This window comes from Streptomyces sp. NPDC014006, from assembly GCF_043088925.1.
Lineage (GTDB): Bacteria > Actinomycetota > Actinomycetes > Streptomycetales > Streptomycetaceae > Streptomyces.
On the sequence record NZ_JBICAJ010000001.1, the window covers coordinates 1,072,157 to 1,084,486 of the forward strand.

General features: G+C 71.3%; 11 protein-coding genes. 7 read left to right on the plus strand and 4 right to left on the minus strand.

The genetic code is table 11. The annotated features are described in order from the left end of the window. Window positions 1–552 precede the first annotated feature (552 nt). The 6 genes from ACF1GV_RS04915 (at window position 553) to ACF1GV_RS04940 (ending at window position 6,564) form a co-directional block, all read left to right on the plus strand. Window positions 553–1,914 (plus strand): TraR/DksA C4-type zinc finger protein, encoded by a 1,362-nt coding sequence (locus ACF1GV_RS04915; RefSeq protein WP_391677889.1) that lies wholly within the window; start codon window positions 553–555, stop codon window positions 1,912–1,914. 80 nt (window positions 1,915–1,994) lie between these two features. Further along, window positions 1,995–2,594: a signal peptidase II gene (gene lspA / locus ACF1GV_RS04920; protein WP_391677891.1), complete on the plus strand. Its 600-nt coding sequence runs from the start codon at window positions 1,995–1,997 to the stop codon at window positions 2,592–2,594. Between the two features lie 52 nt (window positions 2,595–2,646). Then, window positions 2,647–3,591, plus strand: coding sequence for an RluA family pseudouridine synthase (locus ACF1GV_RS04925; protein ID WP_391677892.1), 945 nt, complete (start codon window positions 2,647–2,649; stop codon window positions 3,589–3,591). Further along, the gene (locus ACF1GV_RS04930; protein ID WP_391677893.1) at window positions 3,588–4,058 is read left to right on the plus strand and encodes a GNAT family N-acetyltransferase; all 471 of its coding nucleotides are present in this window, start codon (window positions 3,588–3,590) and stop codon (window positions 4,056–4,058) included. Before ACF1GV_RS04925 ends, ACF1GV_RS04930 begins: the two co-directional genes overlap by 4 nt. 142 nt (window positions 4,059–4,200) lie before the next feature. Further along, window positions 4,201–5,787 carry a Na+/H+ antiporter gene (locus tag ACF1GV_RS04935; protein WP_391677895.1) on the plus strand — a complete coding sequence of 529 codons (1,587 nt, stop codon included), beginning with the start codon at window positions 4,201–4,203 and terminating at the stop codon, window positions 5,785–5,787. A gap of 36 nt (window positions 5,788–5,823) precedes the next feature. Then, window positions 5,824–6,564: an SDR family NAD(P)-dependent oxidoreductase gene (locus ACF1GV_RS04940; RefSeq protein WP_391677897.1), complete on the plus strand. Its 741-nt coding sequence runs from the start codon at window positions 5,824–5,826 to the stop codon at window positions 6,562–6,564. Window positions 6,565–6,660: 96 nt separating this feature from the next. Here the strand turns inward: ACF1GV_RS04940 and ACF1GV_RS04945 are convergent, their stop codons facing one another. Continuing rightward, window positions 6,661–7,773 carry a mechanosensitive ion channel family protein gene (locus tag ACF1GV_RS04945; RefSeq protein WP_391677899.1) on the minus strand — a complete coding sequence of 371 codons (1,113 nt, stop codon included), beginning with the start codon at window positions 7,771–7,773 and terminating at the stop codon, window positions 6,661–6,663. A gap of 77 nt (window positions 7,774–7,850) precedes the next feature. Here ACF1GV_RS04945 and ACF1GV_RS04950 point away from each other — a divergent pair, with 77 nt between their 5' ends. Continuing rightward, window positions 7,851–8,420: a dienelactone hydrolase family protein gene (locus ACF1GV_RS04950; protein WP_391677901.1), complete on the plus strand. Its 570-nt coding sequence runs from the start codon at window positions 7,851–7,853 to the stop codon at window positions 8,418–8,420. 31 nt (window positions 8,421–8,451) lie between these two features. Here the strand turns inward: ACF1GV_RS04950 and ACF1GV_RS04955 are convergent, their stop codons facing one another. The 3 genes from ACF1GV_RS04955 to ACF1GV_RS04965 form a co-directional block, all read right to left on the minus strand. Continuing rightward, a complete protein-coding gene (locus ACF1GV_RS04955) occupies window positions 8,452–9,435 on the minus strand; it encodes a zinc metalloprotease (protein WP_391677902.1) in 984 nt (327 codons plus the stop codon). 259 nt (window positions 9,436–9,694) lie between these two features. After that, window positions 9,695–11,368 carry an alkaline phosphatase D family protein gene (locus ACF1GV_RS04960; RefSeq protein ID WP_391677903.1) on the minus strand — a complete coding sequence of 558 codons (1,674 nt, stop codon included), beginning with the start codon at window positions 11,366–11,368 and terminating at the stop codon, window positions 9,695–9,697. Between the two features lie 119 nt (window positions 11,369–11,487). Then, window positions 11,488–12,312 carry a DsbA family protein gene (locus ACF1GV_RS04965; protein WP_391677905.1) on the minus strand — a complete coding sequence of 275 codons (825 nt, stop codon included), beginning with the start codon at window positions 12,310–12,312 and terminating at the stop codon, window positions 11,488–11,490. Window positions 12,313–12,330: the final 18 nt, after the last annotated feature.

Below are 12,330 nucleotides of genomic sequence, written 5' to 3' on the forward strand. Positions count from 1 at the left end.
CCTTGCGCCGCTGTCGGCGCGCTCCCGCGGTACCACCCTCCTTGGCCCCCCGGCGCGTCGTGTGCACCGGTGAGCCCCCTCATTGGGGTCGCGATGCCGGGTCTACTGACCCCTACGGGGTGTTCTTCCGGCGGCTCCGGGGTGATCTTCACGTCGCGCTCGCCCCCGGGCTCACACCGTCCCCGGGTCGCTCTGGGCTGCGTACGCCGCTACTCGTCCCCATCCACGCTTTTCGCTGCGCCCAGTGTACGGCGCCGCTCGGACAGCGGCCGACCGGTTTTCCCGCGGCGGCCCCGTTCCGCGCGGGCGGGACGCAGGGGCGGGGGCCGCGGCCGTGACCCGAATGGGCAGGCGCCGGGTGGCCGGATACCGGTACCTGTCGCTGCGCGGCATACCCGGCGGAGAGCTGGGCACAACGCATGCAGACCTGCCGCGTGGGGGGCGCGGGGTGGGCGAATCGGGCGGCGTGCCCCGTTGCCGCGGGACTCAAGTCGATTTATCGTCCCAGCACGATTCGCGCGCAAGATCACAATATGTGAAGGGGCCGCGGCCATGGTGGCTAAAAAGACCGCCGTACAGCAGTCGGCGTCCCGCGGGCCCACGCAGGCCTCCGGCGGTGCGGCCAAGGACGTGAGTGGGCGGAAGACGGCCGCCGGGACCGCTGCCGCGGGGAAAACGGCTGCGGGGAGAGCCGGCACGGTGAAGAAGACGGCCACGAAGGAGACCGCCGGCAAGAAGGCGGCCGATCAGAAGACGCCCGCGAAGAAGGCACCCCTGACGAAGACGTCGGCACAGGGGAGGTCTGCCGCGCGGTCTGCCGGGGCAGAGAAGACGGCGGCGGGGAAGGCGGCGACCAAGAAGGTGACGGCGGCACCGAAGGCGACGGCGCGCAAGACGGCGGCGGCACCGAAGGCGGCGGTGGAGAGGACGGCGGCGGTCGACAAGGCGGCGTCGAAGAAGGCGGCAGGGAAGAAGAGCGAGACGAGGAAGACCACGGAGGGGAAGGAACCGCCGGGGAAGGCGACGGCGAAGAAGACCACAGCGGTGACCGAGGGCGTCGCGAAGAAGGGGACCGCCAAGACGACCCCGCCCGAGACGACCCCGGCCAAGAAGACAGCCGGGGAGACGACCGTCCGCAGGACGACCCGGGCCGGGACAGCCCCGGCCGAGAAGACCGCGGCGAAGACGACCGGCGCCGGGACGGCCCCGGCCCAAAAGAACGCTGCCGAGAAGACCGCGGCTCACATGGCCGGCGCCGAAGCGGCCGCGGCGGAGAAGGCCGCGGCCCCGAAGGCCGCGGCCGACGCGACCGGCACACCCCGCGGCGCGACCGGCACGGCCCGGGCGAAGAGCACGGGCAACAGCACGACCCGTAAGAAGAGCACGGCCAAGAAGGTGGGCGCGGCTGCGGCCGCGGAGCAGACGGGAGCCACGACGGTGGTTGCGAAGAAGACTCCTGGCACGGCCACGGCGGCCACGACCGCCGTGCCCAAGGCACGCGTCGCCGCGGCGGAACCGGGCGACCTGGCGGTGCGCCCCGGCGAGGACCCCTGGACCCCTCAGGAGGTCGAGGAGGCCCGCTCGGAGCTGCAGGCCGAGGGGGACCGGCTGCGCGCGGAGCTGGACTCCTCGGAGAAGTCCCTGGCCGGGCTCATGCGGGACTCGGGGGACGGCGCCGGCGACGACCAGGCGGACACCGGCACCAAGAACATCACCCGCGAGCACGAGCTGGCGCTGGCCGCCAACGCGCGCGAGATGCTCACGCAGATCGAGCACGCCATGGAACGGCTCGACGCGGGCACCTACGGCCTGTGCGAGAACTGCGGCAACCCGATTGGCAAGGCCCGCATGCAGGCGTTCCCGCGCGCCACCCTCTGCGTGGAGTGCAAGCAGAAGCAGGAGCGCAGGTACTGATGGGTACTGATGGGTATCGGGGTGCCGGTGGGCGTGCCGTACCCTCGTCCTCAGTCAGGTACCTAGGTTGAGGGACTCACGTGGCAGAGGCGGAGCGCATCATCGGTACGCCGGAGACTCCTGAGGCGCCGGGATCCGAACCGGACCAGTCGTCCGGTTCGGACGGGCGGGCCGGGGCCGACGCGCGGCCCCAGGGCGGGCGGCGGATCGCCGTGCTGTTCGCGGTCGCCGCCTTCGCGTACCTGGTCGACCTGGTCAGCAAGATGCTCGTGGTCGCGAAGCTGGAGCACCACGCCCCGATCGAGATCATCGGTGACTGGCTGAAGCTGGACGCGATCCGCAACGCGGGCGCCGCGTTCGGCTTCGGTGAGGCCTTCACCGTGATCTTCACGGTGATCGCGGCGGCCGTGATCGTCGTCATCGCCCGGCTCGCGCGCAAGCTGTACAGCCTGCCCTGGGCGATCGCGCTGGGCCTGCTGCTCGGCGGCGCGCTCGGCAACCTCACCGACCGGATCTTCCGCACCCCGGGGGTGTTCGAGGGCGCCGTCGTGGACTTCATCGCGCCCAAGCACTTCGCCGTGTTCAACCTCGCCGACTCGGCGATCGTGTGCGGCGGCATCCTGATCGTGCTGCTCTCCTTCAAGGGACTCGACCCGGACGGCACCGTCCACAAGGACTGAGGCGCCGGGACGGGCGTTCGGGGCTGTCGGCCCCGTCCGGCATACTCGACGGGTGAGTACGCTTCCCGAGATCCGTAACCTGCCCGTGCCCGACGGCCTGGAGGGCGAGCGCGTCGACGCCGCCATCTCCCGCATGTTCGGCTTCTCCCGCACCAAGGCGGCCGAGCTGGCCGCGGCCGGGAAGGTCACGGTCGACGGGGCGGTGGTCGGAAAGTCGGAGCGGGTGCACGGCGGGGCCTGGCTCGAGGTCGAGATGCCGCAGGCGCCCGCGCCGGTGCAGGTCGTCGCCGAGCCGGTCGAGGGCATGGAGATCGTGCACGACGACGACGACGTGGTCGTGATCGTCAAGCCGGTCGGCGTCGCGGCCCATCCCAGCCCCGGCTGGAGCGGCCCCACGGTCATCGGCGGACTCGCCGCGGCCGGCTACCGGATCTCCACCTCCGGCGCCGCCGAGCGCCAGGGCATCGTGCACCGCCTGGACGTCGGCACGTCCGGCCTGATGGTGGTCGCCAAGTCCGAGTACGCGTACACCTCACTCAAGCGCCAGTTCAAGGAGCGCACGGTCGACAAGCGCTACCACACGCTCGTCCAGGGCCACCCGGACCCGACCAGCGGCACCATCGACGCGCCCATCGGCCGCCACCCGAACCACGACTACAAGTGGGCGGTGACGGCAGAGGGCAAGCCGTCCGTCACGCATTACGACCTCATCGAGGCGTTCCGCGCGGCCTCCCTGCTCGACGTGAAGCTGGAGACCGGCCGCACGCACCAGATCCGCGTGCACATGGCCGCCCACCGCCATCCCTGCGTCGGTGACCTCACCTACGGCGCCGACCCCACCCTCGCCAAGCGGCTGCGCATCACCCGCCAGTGGCTGCACGCCGTACGGCTCGGCTTCGAGCACCCGGGCAGCGGCGAGTGGGTGGAGTTCGCCAGCGACTACCCCGAGGACCTGCAGCGCGCCCTGGACCAGGTCCGGGAGGAGACCTACGCATGAGTGCGGAAGCTTACGAGGTCCGGGTCGCCGAGGACCCGGCCGACCGCGAGGCGTGCTTCGCGGTGCGCAAGGACGTCTTCGTGCGCGAGCAGGGCGTCCCCGAGGACATCGAGTACGACGCCTACGACCCCGGTGCCGTGCACGTCCTGGCGGTCCGCGCGGACGGGGTGCCGCTCGGCACCGGACGCCTGCTGTACGGCGAGGCGGCCGCCGCCAAGAACGGCGGCGACCCGGCGGTCGGCTCCCTCGGCCGGCTCGCCGTGACCCAGGCGGCCCGCGGGCTCGGCGTCGGCGCGGCGCTGGTGCGGGCCATCGAGGAGGCGGCACGCGCGCGTGGCCTGACGGCCGTGGACCTGCACGCGCAGACGCACGCTACGGGCTTCTACGAGCGCCTCGGCTACGAGGTGTACGGCCCCGAGTTCCCGGACGCCGGCATCCCGCACCGGGCCATGCGCCGCGTGCTCTGAGCGGTGTGCGCGCTTGTCGACCGCCGGGGTACTCCGTGTGCTGAGGGCGACAAAAGCGGCAGGCGTGGCAGGCTGGACGTCTGGGCGCTCTTGATCGTCCGACTCGCGTAGCCCCGTCGTCTCGTCTCCCGGAGCGCTGACCGTGGATCAGTTGGCCCTGTTGTTCGTGCTGTTGCTCGGGGCCGTGATCAGCGTCCCGGCCGGGGACCGGTGGGGGCTGCCGGCACCGGTGCTGATGACGATCCTCGGTGTGGTCCTCGCCGTACTGGACTTCGTGCCGAATGTCGACATCCCGCCGGATCTGATCCTGCCCACGCTGCTGCCGCCGCTGCTGTACGCGGCCGTGCGGCGGACGTCCTGGCGGCAGTTCGCGGCCAACAGACGGCCCATCTTCCTGCTCGCGGTCGCGCTGGTGTTCGTCACCACGCTGTGCGTGGCCACCGTCGCCCACTCCATCGTGCCGGGGCTGCCGCTCGCCGCCGCGGTCGCACTGGGCGCGCTGGTCGCGCCGCCCGACCCGGTCGCGGCGACCGCCGTCGCCGGCCAGCTCGGGCTGCCGCGCCGTCTGGTGTCGATCCTCGAGGGCGAGGGCCTGTTCAACGACGTGACGGCCATCGTGCTCTACCACGTCGCCATCGCCGCCGCGGTCAGCGGCACCTTCTCTCCGTGGCGGGCCGGTCTCGACTTCCTGCTCTCCGCCGTCGTCGCGATCGCCATCGGCCTGGCGCTCGGCTGGAGCGCCAACAAACTGATGGACCTGCTCGGCGACGCCACCCTGCAGATCGGGATGACCCTGCTGGTGCCGTACGCCTCCTACGTGCTCGCCGAGGAGCTGCACGGGTCGGGGGTGCTGGCCGTGCTGATGACGGCCCTCTTCCTCGCGGAGTACGCGACGGACGCCGACGACGTGATGACCCGGCTCGCCGGGCACACCTTCTGGGACATCGTCGACACGCTCGTCACCGGCGTCGCCTTCGGGCTGATCGGCCTGGAGCTGCACAACGCGATCCGCACCGCGTCCGGGCGCTGGGGCGAGATGCTCGGCTGGGCCGGCACCGTGGTCGGTGTGGTGATCCTCGTCCGGCTGGCGTGGCTGCTGCCGGCGACCTGGCTGACCAAGCGGCTGCACGCCAGGCGCGACTACGACGAGGACATCCCGATGAGCTGGCGGGAGACCGTCGTCATGTGGTGGTCCGGGATGCGCGGCGTGGCCTCCGTGGCGCTGGCGCTGGCGGTGCCGCTGAAGACGGACGACGGCGGGCCCTTCCCGGACCGCGACGAGATCGTGTTCATCGCCTTCGGCGTGATCATGGCGACGCTGGTGGTGCAGGGGCTGACCCTGCCATGGCTGGTCAAGCGGCTCGGCGTGCGGGCCGACACCGAGCGGGAGAAGGACTTCGAGAAGGAGCTCGCCGTCCGCGCGGCCAAGGCGGCCAAGCGACGGCTGCGGGAGATCGAGGCGGTGGAGGAGCTGCCGGAGGAGCTGTCCGAGCAGATGCTGCGGCGGGCCTTCGACATCGGCGTGCGGATCAGCCCGGACATCGGCGAGGAGGAGCGGCGCGAGGCGCACGAGCAGCGGGTGCGGCGGCTGAAGCGGGTGCGCGGGATCCAGCAGGAGATGCTGAGCGCGGCGCGGCACGAGGTGCTGGCGGCGCGCAGCGAACCGGGGGCGGATCCGGAGATCGTGGACCGGGTGCTGCGGCACCTGGACGTACGTTCACTTCGCTGACACCGCCTCAGCGAGCCCGGTGCCTATGATCGGATCATGACTCGCAACGTCGTGATCAGTGGTGGAGGAACGGGCATCGGACTCGCCGCGGCGCGGGTGTTCGCCGCGGACGGGGACCGGGTGCTGCTGCTCGGGCGCCGGGCCGAGGTGCTCGACAAGGCCGGGGTGCCGGGGGCGCTGACCTTCGCGGCCGATCTCGGCGAGCCGGCCGAGGTGCGGCGGGTGGAGCGGTTCGTCGCCGACGAGTTCGGCACCGTGGACGTGCTGATCCACAGCGCGGGCGGGGCCGGCTATCTGGAGCCGGCCGGCGAGAGCGATGATCCGCTGGAACGGGTCGCCCACGACTGGAACCTCAACTTCCGGCAGAACACGCTCACCGCGGCGCTGCTCACCGAGGCGCTCAAGAACCGGCTCGCCGACCCCGGCGGCCGGCTGCTCTTCCTCAGCTCCATCGCCGCCTACCGCGGTTCCGGCAGCGGGGCGTACGCGGCGGCCAAGGCCGCGCTGCACCCGTACGCCCACGACCTGGCCCGGCAGCTGGGGCCGCGCGGAGTCACCGTGAACGTCGTCGCGCCCGGGTACATCGAGGACACCGAGTTCTTCGGGGGCACGATGACCGAGGAGCGGCGGGCGCTGCGGATCGCGGAGACCTCGAACGGCCGCGCGGGCACGCCCGGCGATGTGGCGGCCACGCTGCACTGGCTGGCCTCACCCGGCGCCGCGCACATCACCTCGCAGATCATTCAGGTCAATGGGGGCGCGGAGCGCGGCCACTGAGACCTGCGGGTGCGGTGCCTGCGGCGCAAGGTCGGGTTCCGGGTGTGCGTGCGTCGTGGATGCTCGCGCAGTTCCCCGCGCCCCCTTTGTGCCGCGTCAGCCGCGGCCCCGGCCCGAGGGCGGAGTCGTCTCGTAGGCGCGGTGTGCGGTGCGGGCCGGGGGTATGCCCGGTGGGCGTACGGCGTCCGCCGTGTTGACGCGGGGCAGGGCGTAGGGGTGCTGGTCGCAGAGCCAGGCGATCATCTGCTCGCGCACGGTGACCCGCACGGTGAAGATGTCGTCGGCGTCCTTGGCCGTGACCAGGGCCCGTACCTGGAGGGTGTTGGGCGTGGAGTCGGTGACGACCAGGCTGTAGTCGCGGCCGTCCCAGGCCGGGCACTCGCGCAGGATGTCCCGCAGCTTCTGGCGCATCGCCTCGACCGGCGCTGAGTGGTCGAGATGCCAGAAGACGGTGCCGGTCATCTGCGGGGTGCCGCGCGACCAGTTCTCGAACGGCTTGGACGTGAAGTACGACACCGGCATGGTGATCCTGCGCTCGTCCCAGGTCCGCACGGTCAGGAAGGTCAGCGTGATCTCCTCCACCGTGCCCCACTCGCCGTCGACCACGACGGTGTCCCCGATGCGCACCATGTCCCCGAAGGCGATCTGGAAGCCGGCGAACATGTTGCTCAGCGTGGACTGGGCGGCGACACCGGCGACCACGCCGATGATGCCGGCGGAGGCCAGCAGCGAGGCGCCGGCCGCACGCATCTCGGGGAACGTCAGCAGCATCGCGGAGACCGCCACCACACCCACCAGCGCCGACACCACCCGCATGATCAGCGTCGCCTGGGTGCGCACCCGGCGGACCCGGGCGGGATCGCGGTGCATACGGGCGCTGGCGTAGCGGGTGTAGGAGGTCTCCACGACCGCGGCGGCGATCCGGATCACCAGCCAGGCGGTGGAGCCGATCAGCACCAGGGTCAGGGTCTGTCCGACGCCGACCCGGTGGTGGGGCAGCACCCCGGCCTGGACGTAGGACCCTCTGAGCAGGGCCGCGCCCAGCACGACCTGGTAGGGGATGCGGCCCCGGCGCAGCAGACCCCACAGCGGGGTGTGCGGGGTGCGGGTGTCGGCCTTCTGCAGCAGCCGGTCCGTGGCCCAGCCGATGGCCAGGGTGAGGACGACTGAGCCGCCGATGACGATCAGCGGGCGGAGTACGTCTTCCATGCCTGGGCTCCTAACCGGGCCCGGCCGCTCATGAACATGTGAGTTCCGGGGCCGGCTGGGTACGGCACCATGGGGTCATGAACATCATGCTCTTTCACTCGACCTACGGCCTGCGCCCCGCGGTGCGCGAGGCCGCGGACCGGCTGCGGGAAGCCGGGCACGAGGTGTGGACCCCGGACCTCTTCGGAGGACGGACCTTCGACACGGTCGAGGAGGGCATGGCGTACAAGGAGGAGATCGGCAAGGACGAGCTGCTCAAGCGGGCCGTGCTGGCCGCCGCGCCCTACTCGGAGCGGGGCCTGGTCTACGCCGGTTTCTCGCTCGGTGCGTCCATCGCGCAGACCCTCGCCCTCGGCGACGACAAGGCGCGCGGGCTGCTCCTGCTGCACGGCACGTCGGACATCGCGCCGAACGCGCAGGTGGACGAGTTGCCGGTGCAGCTGCACGTGGCGGAGCCTGACCCCTTCGAGACGGACGACTGGCTGAGCGCCTGGTATCTGCAGATGGGCCGGACCGGTGCGGACGTCGAGGTGTACCGGTACGCCGGGGCCGGCCATCTCTACACCGACCCCGGTCTGCCGGACCACGACGCGGAGGCGGCCGAGGCCACCTGGCGGGTGGCGCTCGGCTTCCTCGACAGCCTCTAGGTCAGGCTCATCCGGAGCCTCTGGGTCAGGCTCATCCGGCCGCGCGGTAGGCCGCCCAGCTCTGCTGCATGCGCGTCACCTGGCCGGCGGTGAACTGGTACATGCACGCGTCGTACGTGTAGTCCATGAAGTTGTGGATCGGGTCGGCGCCCGGCTTGTTGGTGCAGGTGTCCCGGCCGGTCGGGCACTGGTACGCGGCGCTCTTCTCGGCCGGGGTGTCGTCGACGTAGTCGCCGTTGCCGCTGCAGCCGCCCTGGAAGGTGTGGTAGAGGCCCATCCAGTGGCCGACTTCGTGGGTCGCGGTGTCGCCCTCGTTGTAGTTGGCGGCGGAGCCGCCCGGCAGCGAGGCGTCCAGGATGACCACGCCGTCCATGGACGGGCTGGACTTGTAGGAGCTGGGGAAGGTGGCCCAGCCGAGCAGCCCGCCGCCGAGGTTGGCGGTGTAGATGTTGAGCGCGTTCGCGCCGCCCTTGCGCAGGGCGGTCTTCATCGCCTTCTCCTCGGCCGAGCCGTCGGTCAGGTTGTACCAGGCGGCGTTGTCCGTGTAGTCGGTGCCGGCCAGCGTGAACTGGAAGCCGGTGGCGTTGTTGCCGGTGCCCTGCCCGGCGTACGCCGCGTTCAGCACGTTCATCTGGGCGCTGATGTCCGTGGCGCTCAGGTTGCCGGCGGCGCCGTCGTGGACGACGTGGAAGTACACCGGGATGGTGGCGGAGGTGGCCGCCAGCGAGCTGCGGCCGCTCGCGCGCAGCTGGTCGAGCTTCTTGTGCAGGTCGGCGTCCATGGCCTTGGCCTTGGCGTCGGTGACCTCGTTGGGCTCGGCGATGTGCTGTCCGGCCGCGGGGCGGGCCTCGCGGGCGGCGGCGTTGCCGCTGTCGGCGCAGGCGGTGGCCGCCGGGGCGGCCGCGGCGACGGTGGTGGGGGCCGACAGCGGGGAGAGCAGCAGGGTTCCGGCCACGGCTGCGGTGCCGAGCAGGCGTCTGCGCGTGGAGGGGGATATCCGGGCAAGCGCACGCATGGGTGTCTCCTGGTGGAGGCGGTGGGGTATGCGACGCAGGGGGGTTTCCTGTGTCGTGGCCCGGAGATTACGTGCCCATGACCAAGCGCGAAGAGCAGTGATCAAGCCACATCGGCTCATAGGGATACCCCTGTACCGGGGCGGGTGGTGTGTCCGGATTCGAGTGCGGATCACACCACCCGCCGCGGTGGCGTGACGAGAAGTCAGCCATTCAACGAAGTCGTTGCGATGGCTGAAAACCGCCCTTCGCTCACAGCTGTCACACAGGGTTGTAGGTTCGCTCGACCTTCTGCGTGCCGCTGCGGGTGCGGTACGAACGCACCCAGGTGGAGGTCGCGTCCGGGTCGGTGCGGTCGGACAGCACGTAGTAGTCCATCTGCGCCCGGTCGGCGGTGAGGTCCAGTACGCCGTAGCCGTGCCGGTCGGTGTCGACCCAGTGGACGTGCCGGTTCGCGGCCCGGATCACGGGTGAGGTGATCGCGGAGATCGTGCCCTCGGGCGCCTTGACGATGTCGTCGAGGTTGTCTGACGTCACCGAGGTGACCACGAACTCCGTGGCGGCCGACGGGGAGAGCGGGTACGTCCCGGCGTCCACCGGCACGTCGTTGGCCCACGCCATGTGGATGTCGCCGGTCAGGAAGACGGTGTTGCGGATGGCGTTGGCGCGCAGATGGGCCAGCAGCTCACGGCGGTCGTCGGTGTAGCCGTCCCACTGGTCGGTGTTGAGGGCGATGCCCTCCTGCGGCAGCCCGAGCAGCTTGGCCAGCGGCTTCAGCAGATCCGCGGAGAGCGAGCCGATCGCGAACGGCGAGATCATGACCGAGTTGCCGACCAGCCGCCAGGTGGTGTCCGAGGACTTCAACCCGGCCTTGAGCCAGTCCAGTTGCGCGCGGCCGGTGAGCGTGCGGTCCGGGTCGTCCACCGAACCGGAGGCCGTGGACGCCTGCTGGGAGCGGAAGGAGCGCAGGTCCAGCAGGGACAGGTCGGCGAGCTTGCCGAAGCGCAGCCTGCGGTAGGTGGTGCCGGCCAGCGCCGGACGCACCGGCATCCACTCGAAGTAGGCCTGCTTGGCGGCGGCCTGGCGCGCGGCCCAGGTGCCCTCGGCACCCTCGGTGTGGTTGACCGCGCCGCCCGACCAGGCGTTGTCGGCGAACTCGTGGTCGTCCCAGATCGCCACGACCGGCGCCCGCAGATGCAGCGCCTGCAGATCGGGGTCGGTCTTGTACGTCGCGTGCCGGATCCGGTAGTCGGCGAGGGTGAGGATCTCGTGCGCGGGCGCGTGCGGCCGCACGACGGTGCCGCGAGCCGCGTACTCGCCCGACTTGTACTCGTAGATGTAGTCGCCCAGGTGCAGCCAGGCGTCCAGGTCGGAGCGGGCCGCGAGATGGCGGTACGCCGCGAAGTGACCGGCCTCCCAGTTGGCGCAGGAGACCACGCCGAACCGCAGGTTGGCCACGGCGGCGTCGGCGGCGGGCGTGGTGCGGGTGCGGGCCACGGGGGAGTCCGTGCCGCCGGCGGAGAAGCGGAACCAGTAGTCGGTGGCCGGCTTCAGGCCGCGGACGTCGGCCTTGACGGTGTGGTCACAGGCGGCGGTCGCGGTGACCGAGCCCTGGGCGACGACGTCGGTCAGCGCCCGGTCCGTGGCGACGACCCACGCCACCTCGGTGTCCGGGCCCACGCCTGAGCCCGGTATCGCCTCCGGGGCGGGCGTCACCCGGGTCCACAGCAGGATGCCGTCGGGCAGCGGGTCGCCGGAGGCCACGCCGTGCAGGAAGGCGGGGGCCGCGGACGCGGCACGGGCGGGCAGGGCGGCGGCGAGCGGCCCGGCCAGGACAGCCGTCGCCGCCGCGGCCTTGACGACCGTACGGCGGCGAGGGGTGAAGGAGTTCGCCTCGGAGGCGAGATCGGAATCGGCTCTGTATCGACTGGTCACGACCGATCAGGTTACTGATCGGTATGCGCGTCAGCGGGCGAACCGGCAAAAGTTCGCCCGCTGTTGGGTGCGCGGTCGGATCAGCGCCCAGGGCGTCGGACCCGCCCGGGGTACCCGGGTCAGCCCTTGAGCGCCTTGTCGATCGCCGTGTTGAACTCGTCCACCGACATGGGCGCGTTCTTGCCGTCCGCGCCGGTGACCTTCTTGCCGTCCATGACGAGGGTCGGGGTGCCCTGGAAGCCGTACTTCTGGCCGTCCGTGTCGAACTTCTCGCTCATCACCAGGGCCCACTTGTCGTAGGTCCCGTCCTTGACGGCCTTCTCGAACGCGGCGTTGTTCTTCAGCGCGCCGACCGTGTCCGCCACCTTCAGCAGGTAGGCGTCGTCCTTGAACTTGTCGTCCTGCTCGTCGGGGTGGTACTTCGCCGAGTACAGCGCGGCCTTGTACTCGACGAACGCCTCGGGGCTGACGTTCAGCGCCGCGCCGAGCGCGCTGAGGGCGTTGCGGGAGCCCTCACCGGGGATGTTCGTGTCGATGAAGGTGGCGCCGACGAACTGGATCTTGAACTTGCCCTCGTCGACGTCCTTCTTCACCGTCTGGCCCACCGTCTGCTCGAAGGCCGCGCAGACCGGGCAGCGCGGGTCCTCGTACATCGCGAGGGTCTTCTTGGCGCTGCTCTTGCCGATCACGACGGTGGTGCCGTCCGCGCCGGTGGTGTTGGCCGGCTTGACGAGCTTCTGGTCCTTGACGGCCTCCCAGTGCCCCGGCTTGTTGGCCTGGACGACCGCGTAACCTATGCCGCCGGCCGCCGCGAGGACGGCGACGACCGACAGCGCGACGGTGACCTGCCGCTTGACCTTGGCCCGCTTGGCCTCGCGCTCGCGCTCGGCCCGCAGCCGCTCGCGTGCCGCCGTCTTCGCCGCCTGGGTGTTCCGCTTGCTCATGGTGATGATCTCCGTGGA

What these genes read in the sequence shown, in the direction of transcription:
- ACF1GV_RS04915 (WP_391677889.1), top strand. Translation starts at nt 553, where the DNA reads ATGGTGGCTAAAAAGACCGCCGTACAGCAGTCGGCGTCCCGCGGGCCC.
- ACF1GV_RS04940 (WP_391677897.1), top strand. Translation starts at nt 5,824, where the DNA reads ATGACTCGCAACGTCGTGATCAGTGGTGGAGGAACGGGCATCGGACTC.
- ACF1GV_RS04930 (WP_391677893.1), top strand. Translation starts at nt 3,588, where the DNA reads ATGAGTGCGGAAGCTTACGAGGTCCGGGTCGCCGAGGACCCGGCCGAC.
- ACF1GV_RS04950 (WP_391677901.1), top strand. Translation starts at nt 7,851, where the DNA reads ATGAACATCATGCTCTTTCACTCGACCTACGGCCTGCGCCCCGCGGTG.
- ACF1GV_RS04955 (WP_391677902.1), bottom strand. Translation starts at nt 9,435, where the DNA reads ATGCGTGCGCTTGCCCGGATATCCCCCTCCACGCGCAGACGCCTGCTC.
- ACF1GV_RS04945 (WP_391677899.1), bottom strand. Translation starts at nt 7,773, where the DNA reads ATGGAAGACGTACTCCGCCCGCTGATCGTCATCGGCGGCTCAGTCGTC.
- ACF1GV_RS04965 (WP_391677905.1), bottom strand. Translation starts at nt 12,312, where the DNA reads ATGAGCAAGCGGAACACCCAGGCGGCGAAGACGGCGGCACGCGAGCGG.